A 24506-nucleotide genomic window follows, 5' to 3' on the forward strand; every position below is an offset into this window, starting at 1 on the left:
CCCCGAACACCGACATCACCAAGTCGTGGGCCTCGGAGTCCGGATCGACGGCACCGCCGACCTCGGGTACCCATAATTGCAGTCCATAGTGGGTGATGACCGGGAACGTCAGGCCGTACTGGTTGCCGTAGAACGCTCGCTGCGGCTCGCCGATCACCACCGCGTCGAAACCACGATCTGGGTCACGTATCGCCTCTAGCAGCCGCGTCGCTTGCGGTCGACGTTTCCATGGAATCGACCGGGACTGACCGACATCGAAGAACTCGGCCACAATCTCGCCATGCCGATCGGTCAACGACCGCGCCCGCGCCCGCTGCCAATTCCGGGACGCCTCCGGATCCTGCTGATCCTCGGTCGACACTCGCCCGTAGAACGCGAACCTCACCACTACGCCGCCCTCCGTTCACCGCGGAACTCGCTCTGTCGCTGAGTTGGTTGCTGAGACTTGTCCCGCGCCTGCCGCTGCGCGGCGTTGTACAGCAGACGCAGCATCGCATCAGCTGCTGCCGGTCCCAACATCGGTGGATCCGACGGGGTTTGCACAACCAACCCCTCGACAGAATCCGAGTCATCGCCACGTCGTCGCCTGCTCATGACGTAATCCCCCTTCTGATCACCGACCCGGCCGCCGATACCCACCGCCCAGCAGCTGGGCGGGTATCGCCATCCTGTAATGCATCACTCATCAACTACTCCTTCGAAGCCGGTGAGGGGCGGGACCATCGACACATTCACCGAACACACGGTCACATCCACGCTCGGTACACACGCAGTCGTCAACCCCCTATCGGAAACGGTGGGGATTTCCACGGCAAACAAGGTGACGATCGACATAAGCCGTCCAGGGCTCCTGACCTTGGGCCGATTTGCATCGCTGGCGTCCGCTCGATGGGACACGGGTGTCAGACATCCCAGGAGCTTTGCTGTCAAGGGAGTCAGGCTGCGAGGTGTTGGTAGCGGTGTGCCCATCCAGCGTTTTGGCTGTAGAGGGTGTTGGTTTTGAGGCAGCCGTGCAGGATTCCGACGAGCCGGTTGCCGAGCTGGCGTAGAGCGGCGTTGTGGCCGATCTCGCGGGCTCGTAGTTCGTCGTAGTAGGTGCGTGCGGCTGTGTCGTGCAGGATCGCCGCGCCTGCTTGCATGTGCAGGGCGTCGAGGAGTCGGTCGTTGTGGATGAATCGTGCGTGGACGGTTTTGGTTTTGCCGGACTGGCGGGTGATCGGTGCGGTGCCGGCGTAGTTCTTGCGGGATTTGGCGTCGGTGTAACGGTTCTCGGCGTCGCCGAATTCTGCGAGCACCCGGGCGCCGGTGATCACGCCCATGCCGGGTTGGCTGAGGTAGATCTCAGCGTCCGGGTGCCGGCCAAAACACGCATCGACCTCGCCCTCGAGAATCTTGATCTGTTCGTTGAGGGTGGCCAGGACCGCGACGGTGGCGCGGACCGATACCGCGTAGGCGCCGGCCACGATGTTGGCCTGGCCCAGATGTTCGGCGCGCAGCGACGCTTGGATCGCGGCGGCTTTCGCGGGCACGTGGTGGCGTCTGGCCCGTTTGAGTGCGGTGGTGATCTGGCCGATCGTCAGCCGTGCCGCGGCGGCGGGGTCGGGGGCCTTGGCCAGCAGTTCGAGGGTGTCGGCACCGGCGAGTCCGAGCGGTTTGTATGCCTCGAGCGCAGCCGGGAAGTACTCGCGCAATGCCGTGCGCAGCCGCAGCATGTGCCGGGTGCGTTCCCAGATCAACGTCTGATGGGCGCGGGCTGCGACCTTGACCGCCTCGGCCTCCTCGGAGTCGGCGGCAACCCGGCGCAGCTGGTGGCGGCGGGTCCGCAGCATGTCGGCCAGGGTCCGAGCGTCGGCCTTGTCGTCCTTGGCTCCCGACAGTGACAGCAGTTCCCGGTGTCGCGCAGCCTGTTTCGGGTTGACCCCATAAACCTGGTAACCGGCCGCGACCAACGCTCGCACCCAGGGACCGCGGTCGGTCTCGATGCATACCAGCACTTGCCCGGGATCGGAATCCTGCGGCAGGAACCGGGCGATCAGCTCATGCAACCGCGCCATGCCCTCGATGCCCTCGGGCAGCCTGGCCGCCTTCAGCGTGCGGCCTTGTTCATCCTGTATCTCCACATCGTGGTGGTCTTCGGCCCAGTCGTCTCCGACGAACAGCACTTACGCTCCTGACATTCGCCATGTTCGGTTGTCAGCAGCCGCGGCGGGAGACACATCGCCCTAATGGACCAGTACTCACGCCAAACCTGTTGGCGGGCACGACATCCCATAAGTTGTTTGCTCCCGGCCACCGGCAGGGGCACGGTCTGACACCAGAACTCGAACGGTTCAGGCTGCGGGAGTGCTCACCTGCCGGGGCTACCGGCACCGAGTCTGCCCTAATAACTGACCCGGTAGCTCCCATTAGGCTGCGTTCTCCTGGCCATTCTCTGAATTGTTCTTGCCCAACTGCCATTTGGTGACCTCCCGCAATATCCGGGCTTGCCGAGCGGTGAGCCTCTCATCGTCCGCGCGCTCGGCGATCCGAATCTCGATGTCCGCCTCCGGAATTCCGGTAGCCCCTGCCCCCGCGCGGTCGCATTCCGACGCGACGACAGCGACTTCCGTGAACGCTTCGAGAAGTCGAGTTCTTCTGGTGTGTGGGTCATTTCATCTCCTTCCCGTCCAAATGTCGTGTCGGCTGTGCCCGAATGCGGGTTCATGAACGCTCCCTACACCGGCCGTCGTCAAGCGAACCCCGGATTGCGCGCACCACCATGTGTGGGTTCCTGGGCGATGTTCGGCGCGACTCGTGTGGGGCCGTGGTGCCGCTGATTCCGGGTGGGGTAGGTGGGAAATCCGGCCGCGCCGCAAGATGGCGGCAGCCGCGCATTTGGGCGGCGCGGCACCTGATCCGGTCCCGGCGTCGGGTGTGCGTGTAGCCCACAACCGGAGTGTGTGAATCCGGTCTCCCGTAATCGGCGACGGCGCCGTGCGTGGGCATCCGGATGCTCGTGTGGCAGCGCAACCCAGCCACCCCAGCACCGGAGCGTCGGCCGCAACCGGCTGCTGTGGTCCGTCGGCGCGCACTGAGCGCAGCCGTCGCACCGGGGTTGGTCGAGGGCTGTGATCGGCGGCGCGGGTGTGGCGAATGTGGGCTCATGCCGACCGCCTGTCGAGCACTACCTCTTCCCCGGTGTCGGTATCGATGTCGTCGTCGCCGAGGTCCGCGGCAGCGGTCCCGACGGCGCCGGGGTCGGTGAGTGGAGGCAGCGGTGGCAGCGTGTCGATGTCGATGTCGATGTCGATGTCGGTGTCGCCATCATCGCCTGTGGTGGCGAGTTCGTTGGGATCGGTTGTGATCAGAGCGTTTTCGGTGAACGAGGCCAGGGAGCCAAACACGGCGCGGTCGGTGCCCCCGACGGCGAGTAGGCCGCTGCCCCGGGCGGCGGAGAGCAGGAAGTGTTGTTCGCCGTCGGAGAGGTGGAACGCGGCGGCGACCTCGTCGATGGCTTGGGGTGCCTGGCGTAGCAGGATCTGGGTGGCGGCGTTGGACACGATCGCGCGCCCGAGTTCGGTGGAGAGGACGTCGGCGCAGTCCTGTGTGGCGACGGTGAGTCCGGCCCAGTGTTTGCGGAAGCTCTTCGCGGCCCGGAACAGGAATTGCGCTCCGGCGGGTTGGCGCATGAGCAGCCACGCCTCGTCCACTGTGATCATGCGGGGCCGCCGCTCGGCCGGACTGGACACCCGCCGCCACGTCGCGTCCAGCACCAGCAGGGTCCCGATCGTCTTCAACTCCTCGGGCAGCTCCCGCAGGGAGAACACCACCAGTCCGCCCTCGGGGTCGGTGGTGGTAGGGCCGTCCAGCAGTCCGGCATAGGCGCCGCCGCCGATGAAGGGATGCAACCCGGCGGCCAACTCCCCGGCGGCGGGCGAGCCGGGCCAGTTGTTCACGCAATCCGCTCAGTGTCGGTGCGGGCCGGGTCCAGGTGGCGGGGTCGTCGGTGATCCCGGCGGCGGCGTAGGTGGTTGCAAGGGCGGTGTCCAGGGCCGCTCGTTGTGTGGGTGTCTGCTCGCCGAGCAGGACCTGGATGAGGGTGTGCAGGAACAGTTTCCGTCGTGTGAGGGCGTCGGCGGGGGCGCTGCGGCGGCCGTCGGGTCGGGTGTGGATTTCCAGGTCGAAGGGGTTGAGTCGCTCGCCCGGGGCGCCGAGGCGGATGTGGGTGCCGCCGACCGCCTCGGCCAGGCGGCGGTATTCGTCTTCGGGGTCGATGACCACTTGCTCGATGCCGCGATACAGCGAACGCAGGATCTCGGTCTTGACCAGATAGGACTTACCCGCGCCGCTGCGGCCGAGCACCACCATGTTGTGGTTGTGTGCTTCGGGGGCGAACTGGTCCACGAACAGCAGCCCCGAGGCGGCGTCGCGGCCGTAGAGCACCCCCTCGGGGCGTGCGGCCCGGACCGGGTCCGCGACCGGCAGTTGCGGGGAGTCGAAGGGGAACGCGGCGGCGAGCGCGGTGGTGTCGAAGGTGCGCCGCACCCGCATCAAATCGAGGCCGAGGGGCAGGATTCAGCTGCGCAGATGGATGAGCTCGGCTACGAGCTGGGTAGCTTGTCGGGTCGCCACGTCTTCAACGCAGTGCTGGGCGCGCAAAAGGCATGGTGGGGGCCGTTTTACGATGTGATGGAGGCTGCGGCCGATGACCTCGATTCGCTCGAGGCATTCCGCGCCGCCTACCCGCATGAACTGCAATTCGAGCGCGACAGTGCGGTCAACTGCGGTCTGGACGCGATCCTGGGGACGCTGTTGCCGTTCCGCCAAGGCGTGACCCGAGCGGGCGCGGTTTTCGTTGCCGAGAACTTCCCCCACTTGACCACCGGCGCACTCGAGGGCGGCATCTACCGGTGGAAACTGCCCACCGTCTATGACATGGCCGCGTGGGTGAGCGCCCAGGACCGGCCAGTGGACTGGACGGCGTTCTGCGCCTGGTATCAAGGGTTCAATCCCGGACAGCGGCTGACCGACTTGGTGAGCAACCTATGGGACTCGGGTGAATTGTTCGTCGGTACGACCGTCACGGCCGCAGACGATTTCGCTACCTATGTCGGTGGCGACACCGTCACAGAGACCGCCCACACCACTCTTGTCGCGAGGCGGGCGGCCCGGCGATGACCTCCCAACCCGCTGCCCGGCCCGCACCGACCACAGATGACGATGCACTGATCAGGACCCTGCCGCACCTGCACAAGCGCGCTCAGTCCGAGCTGCTGCCCGACGTATGGGCCTACATCGACTCCGGCGCGGGTTCGGAGACCACCGTCGACGACAACGAAGACGCCTTCCGAGCCTGGAGGATATTGCCGCGGCAGCTGGCTGGCGTTACGACGGTGGACACCACCGCGAACTTCCTCGGCCTGCGTTTGGCGGCTCCAATTCTCATCGCCCCGATCGGCTGCGACGGACTCCTACATCCGGACGGGCAGCGTGGCATCGTCGAGGCCGCCGCCGAATGCGGCATCGCAGCGGTGATCTCGGAGGCATCCGGCTTAGCACTCGAGGACCTCGCCGCCGTCGCGGCGGGCCCGAAGCTGATGCAGGTCCACGCCCGCGGCGACGTGGGCGAGGTCCTGGCCTTGGCCGAGCGCGCCCACGCGGCCGGGTATGCGGCGCTCTGTGTGACGATCGACTGCCCGGTGTTGGGATGGCGGGAGCGACTACGCCGCCTCAGCGTCACCGTCGACCCAGCGCACTTCTCGGGCAACCACCCCGACGGCCGATTCGCCGCCGAACTGCTCGGCGAAACCGGATCCGCATGGACTTGGCGCACCCTCGCCGATGTCGCGGCACGGCTCCCGCTTCCCCTGGTGATCAAAGGTGTCCTGTCTGGCGCGGATGCCACTCACGCACTCGACTGCGGCGCGCAGGCGGTGATTGTGTCCAATCATGGTGGCCGCCAACTCGATTCGGCGCCAGCCACACTCGACCAACTCCCAGAAGTACTCGAGGTGATCGACGGGCAGATTCAGGTCGCCATCGACGGCGGATTCCGAACCGGCACCGACTGGTTCAAAGCGCTGGCCCTCGGTGCGGACGCGGTGCTGCTCGGCCGCTCTGTCGCGATGGGGCTAGCACTTGCCGGGAGGGCCGCAGTGGCGAAGGTAATGGAGCTGTTCCTCGCCGAATTGCGCCGCACGATGCTGCTTGCCGGGTGCGCCCGAATCTCCGACATCAACGCCGACCTGCTGCGGAGGCGACCGTGACCACATCCCCCACCAGCCCAATCGACCGCACCGCCCAGCTGTGGCGCGGCTACCCCGATCGGCTTCGGGTCGACTGCCGTCCGCTGGTCGGCGGTGCGCGCCGCGACCTGCTCGACTGCGCCACATTCGAGATACGTTCACCGATCACCGACACTGTGATCACCCTCGCCCCAGACTGCGATGACCGCGACGTCGATGACGCGGTGCGGGCGGCTCGCACCGAATTCGATCACGGCGACTGGCCACGAACACCGCCGCCCGAACGCTCAGCCGCGCTCACTAGCTGGGCCGAGGCAATCGAAGCCCACGCTGACGAGCTGGCGGTGCTGATCTGCTGGGAGACCGGCAAACCTGTACGGGACTGCCTCGAAATCGACGTGACCGGAGTAGCGCGGGCAATCCGCTGGTACGCCGCAGCGATCGGCAAACACGCTGGCGCGCACCCCGACACCGGAATACAGTCGCTGGCGTTCGTCGCTCGCGAGCCAGCCGGAGTCATCGCAGCGATCACACCATGGAATTTCCCGCTCGCCCAACTCGGCTACGAGGTCGCACCCGCGCTGTCACTGGGCAACACCGTGGTGATCAAGCCCTCCGAGCACGCCCCGCTCGCGGTGCTTCGCTGCGCCGAACTCGCCCACACTGCAGGCATTCCCGGCGCAGCGCTGGCCGTGTTGCCCGGTGGGCGCCGTACCGGTGCCGCGCTGGGTCTGCACCCGGGCGTCGACGTTGTGAGCGTGACCGGTTCCCCGGCGGCTGGGCGCGCATTCCTGACCTATAGCGCCAGCAGCAACGCCAAACGGGTGTGGCCCGAGGTCGGTGGAAAGTCGACAGCAATCGTCTGCGCCGACACACCCGATCTGGACGGGGTGGCTCGAAACCTGGTGTGGGGCGCCTACTTCAACCAGGGGCAAATGTGCACCGGCATCAGTCGCGTCCTCGTCGAACGCGCCATCACCACCGACCTCCTCGCCGCGCTGAGTAACGCCATCGACGACCTGGTGCTCGGCGACCCGATGACCTGGGACACCGATATCGGGCCGATGATCACCGCCGCAGCGGCACGCACCGTGACCGACCTCGTCGACGCCGCCGTGGATGACGGCGCGACGATCCTGCGCGGCGGACCTTTCCGAGCAGCGCCTACCAGCGGGGCGTACGTCGCGCCGACGTTACTCACCGGCGCCGCACCGCGTGCCCGCATCCTCACCGAAGAGGTCTTCGGTCCGGTCGCGACCGTGCTGGAAGTCGACAGCCCCGACCGCGCCGCCGAACTCGCAGCCGGATTCGAAACCGGTATCGCAGCGTCGATCTGGACCCGTAACCTCGATACTGCCCTAGGACTGGCCAAACGGCTGCATGTCGGCACGGTATGGGTCAACGGGTTCGAAGCCGACGACCTGACGGTGCCAGCCGGTGGCCGGGGACCCTCCGGGTATGGACGATCGAAAAGCCTTGCCGTGCTGGAGAAATACTCCGACCTCAAGACCACGTGGATCACCCTGAACTCAGGGTGATCCGCCGTCGGTTTCAGTAGGCGCGGGAGAAGATCACCCGCTTGCCGTAGATGGCCGGTGAGCCACAACGCACGCACCGTCCCGTCTCCGGCGGCCCGTCCAGTGGCACGCATCGCGGCGTCGCCGAGGTCACCGCTTTGATGTCGTCCTCACAAGCCGGTTGCCCACAATGCAGCGCTCGCACCCATCCCGTCGCGACACCGGTCTCGAACGCGGCCCAGTCCTCGACATCGGCGGTATGTGTGTCGCGGAAATCGGCGGCCCGAGCCAGCAGGAACGCCTGGAACTCTTCCAGGATGCCCGGCATCAGTTGCGGCAACGTATCCAACCGCACCGACTGCTTACCCTGATCGCCCAGACGACGCACCAACACCGCGGTCCCGGCCGCGAGATCACGCGGCCCCAACTCCACCCGGACCGGGACTCCCTTGAGTTCCCAATCATTGAATTTGAATCCCGGACTGAGCTGATCGCGGTCATCGACATGCACCCGCACACCAGCACCACGCAACCCCTCGGCCAGCGCATGGGCAGCCGCCACCACATCGGCACCATCGCCGCGGGTGATGGGCACGATCACCACCTGATACGGCGCCAGCCGAGGCGGCAGCACCAAACCCCGATCATCGCCATGCGTCAACACGATACCGCCGAGCATTCGGGTACTCATCCCCCACGACGTGGTGTGGCACAACACTTCTCGCCCATCAGCGCTGGCGTAACGGATACCGAACGCGGCCGAGAAATTCGTGCCCATGTAATGCGATGTACCGGCCTGCAGCGCCTTGCCGTCACGCATCATCGACTCGATCGTCACCGTCGAAACAGCGCCCGCGAACCGCTCACCGGCCGTCTTCTCACCCGGCACCACCGGCATCGCCGCGTACTCACGCGCCACCTCTTCATAGATGCCCAACGCGAGCATCATCTCCTCACGCGCCTGCTCCTCATCAGCATGCGCGGTATGGCCTTCCTGCCACAAAAACTCGGTGGTGCGCAGAAACATTCGCGGCCTCATCTCCCACCGGACCACGTTCGCCCACTGGTTCAGCAGCATCGGCAGATCCCGATGCGAGGAGATCCACTTGGCCATCATCTCCCCGATGATTGCACGATCAGCGTCGGCACGTCTGCGGCATGGAAGTCATCCAGCGGCCGGTAATGCACGAACTCAGTGAACAGGACACGGCCGAGCTGGAACTCACCGTCAACGAGCAGAAAACCGTTGTCGGCCAGACATTTCTGCCCAACAGCGCCGAAATTCTCCTCGCCCCACGCCAACTCCGGAACCAGAAACGTGCGCCGCAGATCCAGCACCGGATTCCACAGCACCAGCCGATACAGATCATCGAGCCACGACAGCGACAGCGCCGTCGACACAGCACCGAAGCTCGCCGCCACAATCGACATTCGCTGCCCAGCGAATCGCTCGCGGACCGCGGTCACCGCGGCCTGCAGATCCAGGCATTCACCAGCGATCGTCACCCCCTGCTGAGTTCCACCGCTCGCACCGTGCCCTCGGAAAGAGAACCGCACGACATCGAACCCCTGCGACACCAACTGCTGCGCCAACCGAACAAACATGCCCCCGCCCTCGTCCATATCCACCGTGATGCCATGCACCAACAGCACCACTCCCAGTGGAGGCTCGACCGTGCAGTGGTGGACCGCGAAGTCCAGCCAGATACCGTCCACAGAACTCAATTCCAGGCGTTGCACCGGTCAACTCCCCCTCATTCGGCCCCGGCGTCGACCACAGGCGAGACTGCCTCTCGTGCTACACCGCCGCGTTCAGCTCTCCCGCCGACAGAGCATCTATGTCGAGCGTAACAACATGGTGATGCAGGCCCATCGTTGTCGTCGAGGACAGGCGACAGCACTTGGCGAGCCGCCGAACCGATCAAGCGGGCGAGCGACTGTCCGGAGCCGGGTTCTCCGCCAGCCAGAGTCGAAGCATCTCGTCCCCGAGATCCTTCTGTTGACGCTTGGACAGGCCCCCGTCAGCGAGGCGTCGCTTTACGGAATCGATCAGCTGGACGTCCGCCGTCCATGGCATGTTCTGCGTTTTCGGGGCGGCGCTGTGGACGGGTGGGGTCAGGAGCTCGTCGCGGGGAAACATCGTTCGCAGCCCGCTCATCCGCTCGGTTGTCATCCCCACGAGACCGTCGCTGGTGGCCCAGTCGAGGATCTTGTTTGTTGTGCTCTGCTTGACGCGAGATTTGTTGTGGATGACGTCGTTTCGGATCTTGTTCAGTTCTCCCATAAACGCGCTCTTGATGTCGTTCTTCAGGAAATCCTCACCGAGCCGCCGTGAGTACGCTGCAGCAAGACGCGGTCGATACCACTCGTCCCAGATCGCGTGGATGTAAGCGAACCACTGCCCGTAGGTCATGATCTGGATCGGCGGGAACCGCTCGTACGACACCATGCCACGCTTGATACTGAGTGAGATGGATCCACTGTCCATCGCCTTGTTCAGATCGGCGGAATGCACCCTGCCCGGCCCGGGATCCCGGGCGAAGACGTACCGCCCCACGTCGAAGTACTCACCGTCGCCAGCCTTTCGCACGGCGAGCTTCTGAGCGAGTGTGGAGTGGGCCGAGAGCGTGGTGGCCAACGTCGCGAGATATCGGGTCTCGAACGCTTCGACAACCTGCTCGACCTCCTCTTCGTCGGTCATGTTGTCGATGGATTTGATCGCGTCACGCGCGAGCGCATCGATCTCACCAAGACTCTGCACCAGCAGTTGCGGAGTCGTGAGCGACTTGTCGAGGAACACGAGAACGGCGTCCAGTACAGGCTTGACGATGTCACGCAGCTGGGGACTGTAGATCGTCTTCCGCTGGTGCTCTTCCAATAGGTGATGGAATACTCCCTGCCGCAAGCCTTCCTTGGTCGATTTCTCCGCGACCCCCGTGGAGGCGGGGGCGGCTTCGACATTGTCCCCGTGCGACCTCTACGAAGAACATCAGCTGCCTGAGGTTGTGCCGCCACAGCTCGCTCTCATCACTCATCGCAATGCCTCCACTCACCGTCGGCCAACCGACACCGCCGCATCTTACGGCCAAGCCGCACGGCAGAGTTTGCTGCCGTGGCACTATCCGTTTCCGTTGGAGCACAGCGCGTTCGATGACATCTGCAAACCCGGCTCCCGGTGGATGGGCTGATCGTCATGATCGACGCCTGCGAAATCCAGGAAGGTCTTACCAGTGCTTCGCGGCGGCTGACCGGGCGAACCGCGGTGGCGGCCAAGCGAATCGAGCTGCTGGTAGCAACCGGACAGCGCCTATGACGGCTGCTTCACCCACACCACTCTGTCGGTTTCGAACACGGACTCCCAGCCAGCGGGGCGCTCGCGGTCGCACACACCGTGAGTACGGTGCGTTGCGGATTGCGCGTCCATGCCCAGCGGTGTCGACCGCACGGTCGACACCGGGCATCGAGGCAGGGACTGCAGGGCCGGTTATTTTCCGGTGGTTTCGATGATGTCGGCGAGTTCTGCGCGGGCTTGGGAGATCTGGGGGCTGGTCATCGGTATGAATCCGGCCGCGTCGACGATCTTGGCGTTGTTGTTGATATAGAACTCGGCGAACTTCTCGACCTGTGGCTTCTTCAAGGCGGTGTCGGTGAGGTAGATGAACAGCGGACGGGCCAAGGGCTTGTAGCTGCCGTCCTGAGCGGTCGGTACCGACGGTGCGATACAGCCCTTGCCGCTGTTGATCTCGACCGCGCGCAGCTTGTCGGTGTTCTCTTCGAAGTAGGAGTAGCCGAAATAACCAAGTGCGCCTTTCGCACTGGCCACGCCCGCGACGGTGACGTTGTCGTCCTCGCTGGGCTGGTAGTCGGTGCGGCTGGCGCCTTCTTGGCCGTTGATCACCTGGGTGAAGTAGTCGAAGGTTCCCGATTCCGACCCGGCGCCGTACAGACTCGAGCGACGCGATCGAATGGCGACGGCCTTGAGAATATTCGGATTCCAGAACTGGTCAATGGCCCAGCCTGTAGACCCGGCTAGGTCGGCGACACGTGATTCGATCTCCGCGATTGCCTCGGCCTCGTGACTGCGGATCTGCGGCGACATCTGCAGACATCGAGGTAGTTGGGGTGGCCGCCTACGGATGGCACTAGTGTCGCGAACCAGTTTGACCGGCACCAGGACTGTTTCGATGGCGAAGGTCTCGATTGCGGGGCCGGGAGTTCGCATGTGGTGTCGCACCGCCGCCAAGGCCTCACCTTGCGCCGGGCGTTGGCCAGCCCCTGAGATTGGGGGCTCGGGAAGCCATAACGCCATCCGTACGCAGGACGACAGACTAGCATGAGCCTGAAAAACGCTTCCCTACAACAGTTCACGTTCCGTGCGGGTGTGGTCGCGGCGGCGATGGTGGCCGCGTGGAGCGGGTTCGCCGGGACTGCTGGTGCCAACTCTACCGATCCGGTTGCCCGGTTCACCCCCACCCTCACACGGGTTCCGGGTCCCAACTGTGCCGCGATCATCAATGCCGAGACCGTGCCGCAGCCTCAGTCCGGTGTGTTCGGTGTTCGGGTGAAGATCACGCAGAGCGGGGACTCCTGCGGGGCCTATTACGTCACCGTAAATTGGCGGAACGTCAACACCGGCCTGACCAGCGGACAGTCACAACGCATCGAAGGCACCACGGTGGTCGGCATGCCGGACAACGTGATCACCGGCATGGGCATGGCGCCGGGCGCCGGGAAGGTGGAGGCGTCTATCGACACGTACTCCCAGGTCTATCCGCAGAATGTGGATCTGGAGCACATCGCGGGCCACGCGACGTCCACGCTGGGCTGAGCGCGCGGCGGTTCGACCGAGATCGTGTGCGGGACGGCAGAAGAGGTGCGGCGTGCCTGGTCGCGCTGGGGCACGGGTGGTAGGGATCCGGTCTGTTCGGGTGAACCACTCGTGTGAAGATCACCGGCCTGGCGGCGATGCCGTCTCCGCACTCGTCTCGTGTATTGGCCGTCAGCAGCTTCGGTGAACTCGCCACCGAGACCCCCGCCGACGACATGTACCCCGACGCCGTCGCTGACGTACTTGCACGCGCACGCCGCTCCCTGCTGCGGCAACTACTGGCCACCAGCAGCTTCAACGAAGCCACCGCCGCCCACACCATCCTTGAGCCGGTGCCACTGCAACCTGGAATAGCTTGGGGCCGCGATCCGGACTTGGTCCGTGCGTACGTCCGCACCGGTGGGCGTGTCCATAGCACCGGATCTGGTCACCCTGGTCGTGGCCGCAACGGAACTCCCGGCGGCCACGCCCGACGCCCGCCGTGTCATGTCCTTGTGCACCAAAGAGGTTTCGGTGAAGCTATGTTCGGTGGCGCGACCTTCAACGGTGACACCGAGTTCATCAGCGCGACCTTCAACGGTGACACCGATTTCAGCAGAGCGACCTTCATCGACGCCGCTTGGTTCGGCAGGGCCACCTTCCACAGTGACACCTGGTTCAGCTACGTTGCATTTGTGGGTCAAACCCGCTTCGTAGCCACCGATTTCGGTTCTGAACGGATCGATTTCACCGCGCCACGGCAATGGGGGCCGCCGTCTCCTGAGTTCGATTGGGACGAAAGCGGAGGGGGGAAACCTGCGAATATCGAACCAGCGGATTGGCCACCGATCGCGGCCGAATCATGATCGGCAGGCGCCGATGCATTTGGGCACCGACAGATTCGGCGGGCTCGAGCTCGGCTCACTTCCGGGCGCCCCGCGAGTATCCCTACGGTGTCTCTAAACGCGCCGATATGGGACGGACGCGGCAATACTGGGCGGACATGAATATTCCTCTTACCTCGGATAAAAGGATGGGCCAGTGCCGGTCGGACGATTCGGCCCGCTTTTACACACTAGCGGTTGGCGGTTCGAACCCCGCTGCGCCCACCGAACGATGTTGCAGTTCGAGACGAAGTTAACGTGCTTCCACCAGTGGACGGTGAGACGGACGGCGGGGCGGCTCGGTGGTGGGTTGATCGGGTTGCCATTCGCGTCGTTCCTGACTACCCCATCACCGCCGATGGGCTAGCCGGTCACGACTGAGCCGTCGGGAGCGACGATGACTTCGATTTGGACCCCGTTGCGGGTGCCGTTGACCCTCCAGTTGTCGTGGTCCTGTAAGGACTCCGCAGCAATGCCATCTCCGGCCGACCACCGTACGACCAAACGCACGATTGAGGGCTTGTCCGCGCTGTCGTCCTGCAAGTCGCGGCGTCCGACACTACGGCGCTGGCGGGCGACGCAGATCGCTCTATGGCTTCGCGCCACCGACTTCGAACCCCACGGCCGCTGCGCGAAAGAGAATATTGCTGGGCTCGGTGGGTTGTCGAGATCCACGCGTGGCTCTGGGGCGGACCGCCAAGTCAGGCGCTGGCGTAGGCCGCCCTCTGGGTAGTCGAGTCCGCCGGTCGAAATACATCCCCACACGTCTCAATATCGAGATGGTTCACATGTAACTGTCCGTGAATCCCGAAACGAACAGGCGCTCAACGTAACTGAAGATTTTCTAGAACGACTGACCTGACCCCATGATTTCGGTCCGGGTGATGCGGCCCCCTGGAAGTGGTCCGTCGATGTAAGAGCTGAGGCAAAGTGATCATCAGGAGGTCACTGTGCCGAAGTCGTACTCGTCATCCGTGCGTCGTCCAGTGTGTGCGCGGCTGCGTGATGGTGAGCCTGTCGCTGAGATCGCCTCGGAGACAGGCATATCGGAGGCCACGTCGTTTCGATGGAAGGCCCAAGCGCTTGTCGATGCGGGAATCCGCGACGGGGTGCCCAGCGTGGAGGCCGACGAGCTGGCAGCGGCGTGTAAACGTATCTCTGAGCTGGAAGCGGAGCTGGCTGTGTTGGCTTGTTCGCTGGTATGCAGCGGAATTGGTCGTCTTTCCTTCGGTGATCACCGCGACCGGTGCGTAGCTGAGTATGGAAACCGTGCTTACCGGTGAGCTCAGCCGGGAAGATCGGGGCACAGTTTGATGTAGGGGATGTCGGGTGAGACCCAGTCGTTCCACTCACCGGGGGTAATGTTGGAAGTCAAGATGGTGCACAGACCTTCAGGGACCGGTCGGTATATCGGCCACAGTCTGACTTGTCCGTCTGTTCCCCCTGCGGTGGCGAGTAAGGTCGTGTCGGGGTTGAATGCGACGCCCCAGAGCGGTGCTGTGTCCCCGGTCAGTGGTGGACCGAGCTGACGGCCGGTGCGTGCGTCCCACAGCCGTACGGTGTGATCGGCTCCGCCGGAGGCGAGGTAGAAGCCGTCCGGGCTGAACGAGACCGTTCTCACGAAGCCCTTGTGCCCGGTCAGTGGTGGGCCTATCTGCTGACCGGTGCGGGTGTCCCAGATCCGGATGGTGTCGTCGCTCGAGGAAGAGGCGATGCGGGTGCCGTCGGGGCTGAAGGCCACTGAGAGTACTACACCGGTATGGCCTTTCAGCGGTGCGCCGAGTTGCTGCCCGGTCTGAGCGTCCCATATCCGGACGGTACTGTCCCCGCTGGCGGAGGCCAGGCGGGTGCCGTCGGGGCTGAACGCGACGCTGTACACGCGGTCGGTGTGCCCGGTCATCTGTGGGCCGATTTCTTGGCCGGTGTGTACATCCCATGTGCGGATGGTGCGGTCCCAGCTTCCGGAGGCGATGCGGGTGTCGTCGGGGCTGAACGCGACACTGCTCACCTGGTCGTCGTGTCCGGTGAGGGGCGGGCCGATCTCTCGAAGTGTGTGGATGTCCCACACGCGGATAGTGGTGTCAGCGCTGCCGGACACGATGCGCTTGCCGTCTCGGGTGAAATCCAGGCTGTTTACTGGGCCGGGTATGTCGGGATTGTCGTTCAGTTGATCTAAGGCGTGACCGGTGTGGGGGTCCCACAGCCATACTCCGTTGTCGGCGTTGCCGGTGGCGAGGCGGGTGCCGTCAGGGCTGAAAGCCACCGTAGCCACCGCGTCGAGTTCTCCGGGGATGGGCTGATCGAGTTGCTGGACAATGGGGAGGTCCCAGATCCGGATGGTGCTGTCCCAGCTTCCGGAGGCGATGTGGGTGCCGTCGGGGCTGAACACGACGCTGAAGACGCTGGCGGTGTCGCCGATGAGGGGGCTGCCGATCGCTTGGCCGGTCCGGGGATCCCAGACCCGGACGGTACTGTCCGAGCTTCCCGAGGCCAGGTAGTTGCCGTCCGGGCTGAAGGCGACACCAAACACGATACCGAGGTCACCGCCGAGGGGCGGCCCTATCTGGCTCCCGGTGCTCGCGTCCCAGATCCGGATTGTGCCGTCATCGCTTCCGGAAGCAATGCGGGTCCCGTCCGGACTGAATGCGACAGTCTCCACGGAGCCTTCGGCCGTTGCTGAAACGACCTGGAGGCGTTCGCCGGTTCGACTGTCCCAAATGCTCACCGTGCCGTCCGCGTTGCCCGTAGCGATGTGGGTGCCATCGGGGGTGAACGCGATGCTGTTCACCGAGCGGGCTTGCCCGGCGATAGGCGGCCCGATCTGATGGCCGGTGCTCGCATCCCAGATCCGGATTGTGCCGTCATCGCTTCCGGAGGCGATGCGGGTGTCGTCGGGGCTGAAGGCGACGCTGTTCACCCAGGCGGTGTGTCCGCTGAGCGGCTCACCGATCTGGCGGCCCGTGCCGGTATGCCAGATCCGCACGGTGTTGTCACGGCTTGCGGAGACTAGCAGAGCGCCATCGTGACTGAACGCCACACTCGTTACTGCGGCGGTATGACCGGCCAGCGGGGGATCGATCTGACGTCCCGTCCGCGTGTCCGACAGCCGGATGCTGCGGTCTCCCCCGGAGGCGATGCGGGTGCCGTCTGGGCTGACGGCGACTCCGTGAACCACATTAGACGTTGGTATGACCTTCTGCAGGTATCGGCGGCGGTAGCGGATGTCGATCATCGCGTCGACGGTTTCCGGGTCGGGGCTGAGAGCGTGGGCGGCGAGGACCTGCTTGATGGCGCGGATATCGCCGCCGGGCTGATCTTGAGCCAGCATCGCGGCGGCCTGCGAACGGAGCTTTTCGACTACGGCGCGGCGGGCACTGGCGTCGGCCCGGTGTTGGGCGGTGGTCGCAGCGCGGAATCCGATGGTGGCTACGATCGAAACGGTGACCGCGACCACCAGTAGCATGGCGAGGACGGAGCGCGTGATAACGGACCGCCGGTGCAGCCGGTGGCGTTCAATCCGTGATGCGGTAAGGAATTCGGTGGTCACGGTGCCGAGCTGAGCGTGTCCGATGTGGGCCTCGACAGTGGCCAGGCGAGCACCGCGGTACAGGCGAGAGGGATCGCGGTCGCTGTCGCGCCACTGTTGGGCGTCGTCGGCGAGTTGCTGTCGCAGAAGCAGACCGTTGCGGTCTTCGTCGATCCAGCGACGCAGCCGAGTCCATGCGCGTAGCAGCGCGTCGTGGGACAGGCGCGCGACCGCGTTGTCATCCACGGTGATCAGTCGGCGGGCGGCAAGGGCGTCGCGAACGGCGTCGAAAGCCGTGGTGTCGCCGAGGAATTCGGCGGTCAGGGTGGTGAGGTCGACCGCGCGGCAAGTGTCATCGGTGTCGGTTCCGATGTGCACCATGCGCAGCAGCAGGGTCCGGGCGGCGCGCTGTTGGTGTGGGGTGAGGCCGTCGTAGGCGAGGTCGGCTTGGCGGGTGACCGCGTCCCAAATCCCGCCGGTGGCTTGGTAACCAGCGAGAGTAAGCAGCGAATTCTCGCGTCGGGCCCAGGTCAACTGCAGCGCATACGACAACAGCGGCAGGCTGGCAGCGGCTGGGTCGCGGCCACCAGCGGCATCGTGCAGCAGTCGGTCGGTCAACCCCTCTTCGAGTGTCAGCCCCGCTATGCGGGCCGGTTCCTCGACCGCCATCCGCAGCTGTTCAGTGGGCATTGCGGTGACCGGAATCTGCCGGTTTTTGACGGCGTCGAACAACGGTGGATAGGCCAGACAGTGTGGGTAGAAATCGGCCCGTAGGCACACGATCACCACCGCCGCCGACCCTGCAGCCGAGCATACGGCCGTGACGAACGTCTGGCGTTCCTCCTCGTCGGTGCAGGCGGTGAAAAGCTCCTCGAACTGGTCGATCACCAGCAACAGACGTCGGGCCGGACCTTCGGGGGCCAAGTCCCGGACAGCTTCAGTGATGATTGCGCCGAGCTGAGTCGCATCCGTGCGGAGTTCTGCGGCGAGAGCATCATGATCGTGGTGGCCGCGCAGGCGAGCCGCGAGCGTTGCGACCGGATGTTCGCCCGGGGTCATAGTCAGGTGCGGCCACCGTTGCGAGCCGGGGACTGGCAGCTCTCCGCGGCCGATAGCCGGCAGCAGCCCGGCCTGCAGCAATGACGACTTGCCGACCCCGGACACGCCGACCATCATCACTGGGCCATCGCTGGCGGTGAAATCGGCAAGCTCGTCGAGGATTTCGGCGGTCAGGTCAGCCCGGCCGTGGAAGTACCGGGCATCCTGAGCCGTGTACGCATCCAGCCCCCGGTATGGGCACGGCGCGTCACCGACGCCGCTCTCGTCGATGCCCGAGATACGGACTCGGGGGATGGCAACCGCAGTAGCCGGGTTGCGAGCCAGAATCAATTCGCCGGCATTACCGCTGGTGTGGCGGCGCGGCGCGGGAATGTTGTGTCGTGGCAGCAGCCGTTGGAGATGTCGGTAGGCGCTGTCCAGGGTGATCATGGCCGGTTCAGCCGCATCACCGTCGTCGAGCAACTTCAGCAGCGCCCCGGTGAACGCGCTGTGGCGCGCGCCCTCCGGGGCGAGCGCCTGTTGCGTCGCTGAGGCCGCCGTCAGCAGATATGTGCCGCCGGTCGTTGTCAGCTGCAACGCCTCCGTAGGTGTTGCAGCGACCGAGCCGCGGGCGCGCCCGGCGAAACAACAGTCCATGACCACGACGATCGAGCGCGCGGGACAGTCGCCGACAATCTCACGAACCGCCTGGAACGGAAAAGCCTTGTACCGCAGTTCAGTAAGATTCTGAGTCGCCTGCGTGGCCAGATACAGACTGTTACCGGCGCTGAGCAGGCCATGGCCGACGTAGTAGAACACCAGCACATCGCTGGCCTGCTGCGCTGCTTCCACCAACGCCGTGTCCACACACATCGGGTCCGGCGGGTCGACGACAGTCGTCACGTTCTCCGGGCGAACTCCGCACCGGCCGGTCAGCGCGTGCGCCAAATCGGTGATCGTGGCGGCCGCCGACGGCACGTCCGGCAGCGCCGAGCCGTCAACAAAACTGCCACACCCGACAAGCAGCACCCGGGTGCCCGACGAACTCAGCCCCAGCGCCGAAATTCTCGGCTCGGCCACCTCACTCGGGCTCATCGATGGAACCCAATGCGCGCGCCAAATCCGTTGCAGCGGCCTCGATCTGCGGTAGTGACATGGCGTGCACGTTGGTCGCGCTGTACTCGAGTGTGGAGCCGTCGGACCTGGCCACCTTCACCGAGACGTCACCGGATCGGTGTTGCAGCCAGACGATCAACGCTGAAGACAACGCTCGCACGGCAACCGTGGCTGCGCCGCCCGTTCCGACTGCGACGATGAGGGTGTCGGTGATCGCGCCCAGCGTTCCGGGCTCGGGGACTGAGTCGACCACCTGTATCCGACCGCGCAACTCATCCTCGGCCACAAGCCATTGCCACAGTGACGTCAGCTCCTGCGGAATCGCCGGCGCATCAACCCGGACAGTGATATCCACCAATCCCCCCCAATGATGGTTCGCGAGCGGCGACCTGAAGCCAGATCAGAATACAGGCCCACGGAACACCCCGCGAGCGAAAGCTATTGCCGAACAGCCGGACTGAGCGACTGTTTACCGCACGTCGTCCACGCGCCATTCTCGACCCTGTCGGCCTATCCTTCCTCACGACGACCGGCGTGCCCGTGCCGATCCCGAACGAAACAGATCGAGGAGTACCGAGTTCGCCCCTTCCAGGTGGCGCAAACCAGCTAGACCTCGCCACTCCGCAGATCCAGCACCACACCTGTCGTGATCTGTTACCCTTCCCCAGAAGCCGCTGAGCTGCACAGACTTTCTCAGAACCGGGCCTCACTCTCCGGGCACCCGCAGAGAAAGGACGGCGTAACCGATATGCCCGCCTCTGCGAGCCAGGTAGTCGTTGAGCGTGTGCCGGATGTCGGCGCGGCCGATGATTTCGTCGTTGACGGTGGCGATCAGAAAGGTCGCGGGAACGATGCTGTCCGGCAAGTACGGCCCTGACGGTAGTCCTTGAGCACGTTGAGGTACTGCTTCCAGTCCATCGCAGGTTCCAGACCGAGAGCGAAGTCGAAGCCGTCCTCGGCAGCCATCACGTGGTGGGCTGCTCGTACGACCTTCTCGTCGCCCATGCGAGGGGAGCGCAGAATCACGTTACCGATGCTGAAACCGTTGACGGACATGGCTGAACGGTAAGTTCACGCGATTGCGGAGTCGATCGCTTTTCCCTCCGGCACATCGAGGTTCACTGCCTTGGCGGGTGGCCGGTCTGCGACGCACACGCGGCGAGGCCCGCGCCGTCCACGAGACCGATGTTCCACGCAACCCCAGCAGAGGCGCGAGAACACGTCAAAGACCAGAACAGGATCTGGACGGCGATCACCGCAATCGCGCTGGATCTGACCGCGTGGCTGCAAACCATCGCTCTGCCTGACACATACGCGCGCCGGTGGGAACCGAAAACCCCTCGCCTGCATCTGTTCTCACTACCTGCCCGAGTCATCCGCCACGCCCGCCGAACTTGGCTGCGACTACCGAGCCACCACCCGCACACCAGACTGCTGGTCACCGCGCTCAACCGCCTGCAACCCGGCTGACCAGCACCAACCCGCTCCAACATCCAGGAAGGACAACCACTCCGGGCCCGTGGAACCCGGCAGCCAACCCGCTGACCGGGCCACCCGGATTTGCCCGAAAGCCGCTGATCAGCAGCAAACGGCCAATCCGAACCCGATCATGCCGGGCCGAAGGCCCGGCGAAACATCGAGGTTAACCGCGGGGCGTTCTAGCGATTTGCATTTGTGAAACAGGGCACCAGCGCGGAGGAGGGCAACCAGTTCGGGCGTGTCGACCTTGCACCCTCTGGCCTTGATCAGCTTGTAGGCCATGGCGATTCCGGTGCATCTGTTACCGACGGCAAGCATCGGGGTGGTTACGCCGAGGGCACCCCGCCGCCACGACTCGGTCGACTCGCAGTAGCCGTCGGCAATCGCTGACCGGCCCCCGCAAAAGAGACCGCTTCATCTCGTCAACGGGGACCGATTAAGACGCCCGAATGCGGGCACGACCACCGAATGTGTACCAGAAGCGGATCTCAAATATTCCACGCCAGATTCAACTCTCAGCGATGATGGACGGTTCTGCGTGGAGGTATCGCGCCCGCTTGGGCGAGCGGCAGGCCGCCGAGATTCCAACTCCAGGAGATCTCGGGCCGGATCTGTAAGTGCGGCTGCACTGTGTCGACTGCTTGGCCAGTTCCGTAGATTCTCAGGAACCGCGGCGTCCACGGTTGTTGTGACACAAGATCATCGATAACCAGCGCTATCTTGTCATTGCCGGCGAGGACATTTCGGTGACGCCGGGTCGTAGTCGGGTTCGCGCCGCCGATGATGATGTAAGTCCCGTCGAAGGTAAATCCGACAGGCACAACATCGGGCTGTCCATCGGGGCCAACCGTTGCGATTCGTGCGAGGGGTTGAGTGCGCATGAAGTTGATCTCGTCGTCAGTGAAGGTCATGTCAGGTCTCCTGTCATCGGTAGCCTGCGGTCCAGCCGCCGTCGATGCAGATGTTCTGGCCAGTTACCCAGCTGGATTCGTCGGATGCCAGATAAAGTGCCAGCGCAGCGGTGTCCTCGCCAGTGCCGGGCCGTTGAATCAGATGCAGACTCATCATGTATTCGCGCCCTGCAGCGTCAACTGCCTTGTCAGTAGCTGGCGAGGCGCCTGTGCGGCCGCACCCTGTCCTCCACCGGTACCAGCGATCAGGACCCGCTTGTTGTGGAGGCGACTGGGGCGTCCCGGGGCAGAGCTGCTGCCGGAATCGGGAGTACCCAGCGAATCATTGGTGACGAAGGTGTCTGTCATTTGTACTCCGATGTACGGTGGGGTCGTTTGGGATCGGTCCGAGGCACTCTCGCGCCTGTTGTGTTTGGACAGCTGGTGGGATATGGCTGGTCTACCCGGCCAGGCCGGTCTCATCGAGGCCATTGGTGTAGGTGATGTCCAGACGCAGCGATTGAATCCGCCAACCATCCGGGGTTCGCACCAGGCGCCAGTGATACGTTCCGGCGATGTCGAAATGGTTATCGGTGTGTTCGGACTGAGGAACGTGGGCGGCCAGTAGCTTCGAGCGCACCTCGGCGTCATCACCCGCGATTGTGATCGCGAGGTTAGAGCTGAGGTGATGGGTCGCTTGGAATGGGGCGAGAGCCGTTTCGCCCCACTGGGCGAGCCCGTATCGCCCCTCGTACGCCGCGAAGGGGAAGGTTACTGTCGCCGTCTCGGTGAAGCAATTCTCCCAGTCCCGCCAGCGCTTGTCATCGACGCAGTATGCGAAGTGGTCGAGATGTTCGCGAATGGCGTCGCGATCGAACAGGCGTTGCAACGCCGCTGCGTCCATCGATCCGAAAGTGTCAGGCATCATATTCCTCGTCTGGGATGGAAATCCAGCCATGTCATCGGTCTGTCGCCGAGGCACGCTCTCATCGCCCCGCGCCGGCGCTTGGTGTGGAAGCGTCGTCGAAGGACCTACGCGCTCATCATTGAATGAACCACTTTCGTAGTGGGGCTCGCGGTTGCCATCTGCGATGCGGACCTGATCAGGTATGGCTGCGATGACACAGCCTGGATCATGGAAGCCCGACGGTCTGTGACTTAAGTCATATGCTTTGGGCCGACGGTCGGCCAGAGCTGATCCATCGCGTCATTCAGCCGATCGTCCATGAGCAGTCTCCCCCTCGATGACTTCGCCGGCCTGATGACCGATCGCCCAGCTCGCCGGGACCGACGGTGCCCACCTGTTCTGCACCCAAGCCGTCTTGGTGTCGACCCGGACCGGGCACACATCGGGCCTTCGTCGCGGCGATGGCCGCGCACAAGGCGTCGGGCCGCAATGCAAGCGATGCTCAGTAGATTGCCAAGTGAAGCAGGCCGGAAGGACGTCAACGGTCGACACGTCCGTGGGTGTTCAACAAACCGGGCTTGATAGGAGGCAGAGCCGACTGATTCTGATCATGCACTCGGAGAATCTGTTCTCGCTACCGGCCGGGTTTTCGCCGAGTTGCCGATCACGCTCGATTCATTGGTTCCACTTGCTGTGATGTTTGCGGAGCCCTTCGGGTTCTGGTGGCTGTACTTCGCCCGCAGATCCGGCGCCGCCGCGTTTCGCACGTCTCGATCGCACGACCCAGCTCGGCTCGGTCGAGGTGGCTACGCGCACGCGCACGCTCTGCTGGTTGCTGGCATCATCATCACAGCCGTAAGTACCGAGCAAGTAATGTCCCACCCGACCGCGGGGCCGACTCGGCCACTGTTTACGTGATCGTGGTTGGCCGAATCCTGTTCGCGCTCGGGATGGCGTTGTTTCTGATCGCGACAGATGGTTTCGACACAGCAGAGCGGATTGTCACGGCGGTGTCGTTGACTTTGTTCATTGCAGCGGGCGTTTCCGGGATCCTGATAACTCTTCCGTTGATCCTAATCGCAACAATGGTCATAGTGGCAATATTCATCTTGGTTGGATTTACGGGAAATCGGCGTATTGAGTGATGCTTCAGCGCCTGCGTCGGATAACAGATAGAAATACGTAGCCGCCCAGTACCGCGACCAGGGCAACCATTATCGCGGCGTCAATTCTCGGCGTATTGCGTACAAGTCCAATTATAATTCCAGAAGTAAACATTGCCACCACAAAAATCGCTAGGGCCTTAACTTTTTCTATACGTCCTCGTCGATGAAATTCCTCCATCCAAGCTCCTTGAAGAGTTGATTAACTGGCGGCTTTCCAGCCGTTCTGGATCTCCGGATTAAGTTGCTAGTTCTGAATTTCCGGCATTATCGGCAATACGATGCAGTCGTTCGGGTGCGTTGATTCGTAGACCGTCAGGATGACGCTCTATTATAGCGGAATCACGGAGTTTCTTCAGTTCCCGTGCCACTACTTCCCGCACCGAACCGATAGAGTCGGCGAGTACTTGCTGGTCAACTCCGACGATCAAGCCGTCAGGTGAGTTGGCGGCGAGATCGAGAAGGTGACGACTGACACGTTGCTGCACAGTATCGAAAACGTCATCGCTGAGGAATTCGACCACTTCGAAGACAATCTTGGCAAGCCGATGCGCGAACAGCCACGCCACGCGAGCATCGGTACTCGCGACCCGGCGAACGGTCGCTACATTGAGCATGGATGCCTGGCAATCGGTGACGGCTTCGGCAGTCTCGTTCGCTCCACTGGCGATTGCCGAGGGCAGCCCGATCAGGTCACCAGGTCCCGCATACCGGATGGTCGCGGCTCGCCCGTTCTTGGCCAGCACCTTCACTCGTGCCTGGCCTCGATGCAACAGAGCAAGCCGTGCAGGTCCGAACGGCTGATAGATCACGCTGCCAGCGGAAACGGTTACAGTTGTCGCGTCACGCAACAGGACGTCGCGGGTCTCGCCAGGCAGTTCTGCCAGGAAACTCTCAGACCATGCAGTCAGAACCGCACTCGACAGACTCGCCGAGGAGTACTCCATCGAACTCC

Annotated in this window: 19 protein-coding genes and 5 pseudogenes; 7 read left to right on the plus strand and 17 right to left on the minus strand. The window is 64.0% G+C overall.

Annotated elements, in window-relative coordinates; translation table 11 throughout:
• The 4 genes and pseudogenes from ABZW16_RS14355 to ABZW16_RS14370 all read right to left on the minus strand — a co-directional run.
• A partial coding sequence (locus ABZW16_RS14355) for a recombinase family protein (RefSeq protein ID WP_354955831.1) occupies nucleotides 1-388 on the minus strand: 388 nt, incomplete at its 3' end.
• A 547-nt stretch (nucleotides 389-935) separates the two neighbouring features.
• Nucleotides 936-2162 (minus strand): IS110 family transposase, encoded by a 1227-nt coding sequence (locus ABZW16_RS14360; RefSeq protein ID WP_354955833.1) that lies wholly within the window; start codon nucleotides 2160-2162, stop codon nucleotides 936-938.
• Nucleotides 2163-3140: 978 nt separating this feature from the next.
• The gene (locus ABZW16_RS14365; RefSeq protein ID WP_354955835.1) at nucleotides 3141-3935 is read right to left on the minus strand and encodes a hypothetical protein; all 795 of its coding nucleotides are present in this window, start codon (nucleotides 3933-3935) and stop codon (nucleotides 3141-3143) included.
• Nucleotides 3936-4212: 277 nt separating this feature from the next.
• Nucleotides 4213-4530 (minus strand): annotated as a pseudogene (locus tag ABZW16_RS14370) (DUF87 domain-containing protein); the annotation flags it as partial.
• 623 nt (nucleotides 4531-5153) lie between these two features.
• On the opposite strand from ABZW16_RS14370, the gene ABZW16_RS14375 reads away from it, so the two are divergent.
• Nucleotides 5154-6245, plus strand: coding sequence for an alpha-hydroxy acid oxidase (locus ABZW16_RS14375; RefSeq protein ID WP_354955837.1), 1092 nt, complete (start codon nucleotides 5154-5156; stop codon nucleotides 6243-6245).
• Nucleotides 6242-7762: an aldehyde dehydrogenase family protein gene (locus ABZW16_RS14380; protein ID WP_354955839.1), complete on the plus strand. Its 1521-nt coding sequence runs from the start codon at nucleotides 6242-6244 to the stop codon at nucleotides 7760-7762. The genes ABZW16_RS14375 and ABZW16_RS14380 overlap by 4 nt, the downstream gene beginning before the upstream one ends.
• Nucleotides 7763-7775: 13 nt before the next feature.
• On the opposite strand, the pseudogene ABZW16_RS14385 reads toward ABZW16_RS14380, so the two are convergent.
• The 4 genes and pseudogenes from ABZW16_RS14385 to ABZW16_RS14400 all read right to left on the minus strand — a co-directional run.
• Nucleotides 7776-8870: pseudogene (locus tag ABZW16_RS14385) on the minus strand (His/Gly/Thr/Pro-type tRNA ligase C-terminal domain-containing protein); the annotation flags it as partial.
• Nucleotides 8855-9481, minus strand: coding sequence for an alpha/beta fold hydrolase (locus ABZW16_RS14390; protein ID WP_354955841.1), 627 nt, complete (start codon nucleotides 9479-9481; stop codon nucleotides 8855-8857). The gene ABZW16_RS14390 and the pseudogene ABZW16_RS14385, both read right to left, overlap by 16 nt.
• Nucleotides 9482-9662: 181 nt before the next feature.
• The gene (locus tag ABZW16_RS14395; protein WP_354955843.1) at nucleotides 9663-10619 is read right to left on the minus strand and encodes a hypothetical protein; all 957 of its coding nucleotides are present in this window, start codon (nucleotides 10617-10619) and stop codon (nucleotides 9663-9665) included.
• A gap of 606 nt (nucleotides 10620-11225) precedes the next feature.
• Nucleotides 11226-11975, minus strand: a complete 750-nt coding sequence (locus ABZW16_RS14400) for a substrate-binding domain-containing protein (protein ID WP_354955943.1) — start codon at nucleotides 11973-11975, stop codon at nucleotides 11226-11228.
• 99 nt (nucleotides 11976-12074) lie between these two features.
• On the opposite strand from ABZW16_RS14400, the gene ABZW16_RS14405 reads away from it, so the two are divergent.
• The 3 genes from ABZW16_RS14405 to ABZW16_RS14415 all read left to right on the plus strand — a co-directional run bounded on the left by ABZW16_RS14405 (nucleotide 12075) and on the right by ABZW16_RS14415 (nucleotide 14715).
• On the plus strand, nucleotides 12075-12569 hold the full coding sequence (locus ABZW16_RS14405; protein WP_354955844.1) for a hypothetical protein: 495 nt from the start codon (nucleotides 12075-12077) through the stop codon (nucleotides 12567-12569).
• A gap of 521 nt (nucleotides 12570-13090) precedes the next feature.
• Nucleotides 13091-13414 (plus strand): pentapeptide repeat-containing protein, encoded by a 324-nt coding sequence (locus ABZW16_RS14410; RefSeq protein WP_354955846.1) that lies wholly within the window; start codon nucleotides 13091-13093, stop codon nucleotides 13412-13414.
• 968 nt (nucleotides 13415-14382) lie between these two features.
• Nucleotides 14383-14715, plus strand: coding sequence for a transposase (locus ABZW16_RS14415; protein WP_354955848.1), 333 nt, complete (start codon nucleotides 14383-14385; stop codon nucleotides 14713-14715).
• Nucleotides 14716-14717: 2 nt separating this feature from the next.
• Here ABZW16_RS14415 and ABZW16_RS14420 read toward each other — a convergent pair whose 3' ends face one another.
• From ABZW16_RS14420 to ABZW16_RS14435, 4 genes are all read right to left on the minus strand, one after another.
• Nucleotides 14718-19091 (minus strand): caspase family protein, encoded by a 4374-nt coding sequence (locus tag ABZW16_RS14420; protein WP_354955850.1) that lies wholly within the window; start codon nucleotides 19089-19091, stop codon nucleotides 14718-14720.
• Nucleotides 19078-19467, minus strand: a complete 390-nt coding sequence (locus tag ABZW16_RS14425; RefSeq protein ID WP_354955852.1) for a hypothetical protein — start codon at nucleotides 19465-19467, stop codon at nucleotides 19078-19080. Before ABZW16_RS14425 ends, ABZW16_RS14420 begins: the two co-directional genes overlap by 14 nt.
• 351 nt (nucleotides 19468-19818) lie before the next feature.
• Nucleotides 19819-19977 carry a hypothetical protein gene (locus tag ABZW16_RS14430; protein ID WP_354955854.1) on the minus strand — a complete coding sequence of 53 codons (159 nt, stop codon included), beginning with the start codon at nucleotides 19975-19977 and terminating at the stop codon, nucleotides 19819-19821.
• A complete protein-coding gene (locus ABZW16_RS14435) occupies nucleotides 19944-20168 on the minus strand; it encodes a hypothetical protein (RefSeq protein ID WP_354955856.1) in 225 nt (74 codons plus the stop codon). The genes ABZW16_RS14430 and ABZW16_RS14435 overlap by 34 nt, the downstream gene beginning before the upstream one ends.
• 129 nt (nucleotides 20169-20297) lie before the next feature.
• Between ABZW16_RS14435 and ABZW16_RS14440 the strand changes: the two genes are divergently transcribed.
• Nucleotides 20298-20582, plus strand: coding sequence for a transposase (locus ABZW16_RS14440; RefSeq protein ID WP_354955858.1), 285 nt, complete (start codon nucleotides 20298-20300; stop codon nucleotides 20580-20582).
• A gap of 108 nt (nucleotides 20583-20690) precedes the next feature.
• Here ABZW16_RS14440 and ABZW16_RS14445 read toward each other — a convergent pair.
• The 4 genes and pseudogenes from ABZW16_RS14445 to ABZW16_RS14460 all read right to left on the minus strand — a co-directional run.
• A pseudogene (locus ABZW16_RS14445) lies at nucleotides 20691-20897 on the minus strand (IS256 family transposase); the annotation flags it as partial.
• A 209-nt stretch (nucleotides 20898-21106) separates the two neighbouring features.
• A complete protein-coding gene (locus ABZW16_RS14450; protein WP_354955860.1) occupies nucleotides 21107-21502 on the minus strand; it encodes a PPOX class F420-dependent oxidoreductase in 396 nt (131 codons plus the stop codon).
• A gap of 13 nt (nucleotides 21503-21515) precedes the next feature.
• Nucleotides 21516-21665 (minus strand): annotated as a pseudogene (locus tag ABZW16_RS14455) (SDR family oxidoreductase); the annotation flags it as partial.
• 276 nt (nucleotides 21666-21941) lie between these two features.
• Nucleotides 21942-22406, minus strand: a complete 465-nt coding sequence (locus ABZW16_RS14460) for a nuclear transport factor 2 family protein (RefSeq protein WP_354955862.1) — start codon at nucleotides 22404-22406, stop codon at nucleotides 21942-21944.
• 606 nt (nucleotides 22407-23012) lie between these two features.
• Between ABZW16_RS14460 and ABZW16_RS14465 the strand changes: the two are divergent.
• A pseudogene (locus ABZW16_RS14465) lies at nucleotides 23013-23306 on the plus strand (low temperature requirement protein A); the annotation flags it as partial.
• Between the two features lie 484 nt (nucleotides 23307-23790).
• On the opposite strand, the gene ABZW16_RS14470 reads toward ABZW16_RS14465, so the two are convergent.
• Nucleotides 23791-24498, minus strand: coding sequence for a Crp/Fnr family transcriptional regulator (locus ABZW16_RS14470; protein WP_354955864.1), 708 nt, complete (start codon nucleotides 24496-24498; stop codon nucleotides 23791-23793).
• Between the last annotated feature and the right edge of the window lie 8 nt (nucleotides 24499-24506).

Origin of the sequence: Nocardia sp. NPDC004604, from assembly GCF_040609795.1 — a bacterium.
Lineage (GTDB): Bacteria > Actinomycetota > Actinomycetes > Mycobacteriales > Mycobacteriaceae > Nocardia.

What these genes read in the sequence shown, in the direction of transcription:
- ABZW16_RS14375 (WP_354955837.1), top strand. Translation starts at nt 5,154, where the DNA reads ATGACCTCCCAACCCGCTGCCCGGCCCGCACCGACCACAGATGACGAT.
- ABZW16_RS14405 (WP_354955844.1), top strand. Translation starts at nt 12,075, where the DNA reads ATGAGCCTGAAAAACGCTTCCCTACAACAGTTCACGTTCCGTGCGGGT.
- ABZW16_RS14410 (WP_354955846.1), top strand. Translation starts at nt 13,091, where the DNA reads ATGTTCGGTGGCGCGACCTTCAACGGTGACACCGAGTTCATCAGCGCG.
- ABZW16_RS14420 (WP_354955850.1), bottom strand. Translation starts at nt 19,091, where the DNA reads ATGAGCCCGAGTGAGGTGGCCGAGCCGAGAATTTCGGCGCTGGGGCTG.
- ABZW16_RS14435 (WP_354955856.1), bottom strand. Translation starts at nt 20,168, where the DNA reads ATGTCCGTCAACGGTTTCAGCATCGGTAACGTGATTCTGCGCTCCCCT.
- ABZW16_RS14440 (WP_354955858.1), top strand. Translation starts at nt 20,298, where the DNA reads ATGTTCCACGCAACCCCAGCAGAGGCGCGAGAACACGTCAAAGACCAG.
- ABZW16_RS14450 (WP_354955860.1), bottom strand. Translation starts at nt 21,502, where the DNA reads ATGACCTTCACTGACGACGAGATCAACTTCATGCGCACTCAACCCCTC.
- ABZW16_RS14460 (WP_354955862.1), bottom strand. Translation starts at nt 22,406, where the DNA reads ATGCCTGACACTTTCGGATCGATGGACGCAGCGGCGTTGCAACGCCTG.
- ABZW16_RS14470 (WP_354955864.1), bottom strand. Translation starts at nt 24,498, where the DNA reads ATGGAGTACTCCTCGGCGAGTCTGTCGAGTGCGGTTCTGACTGCATGG.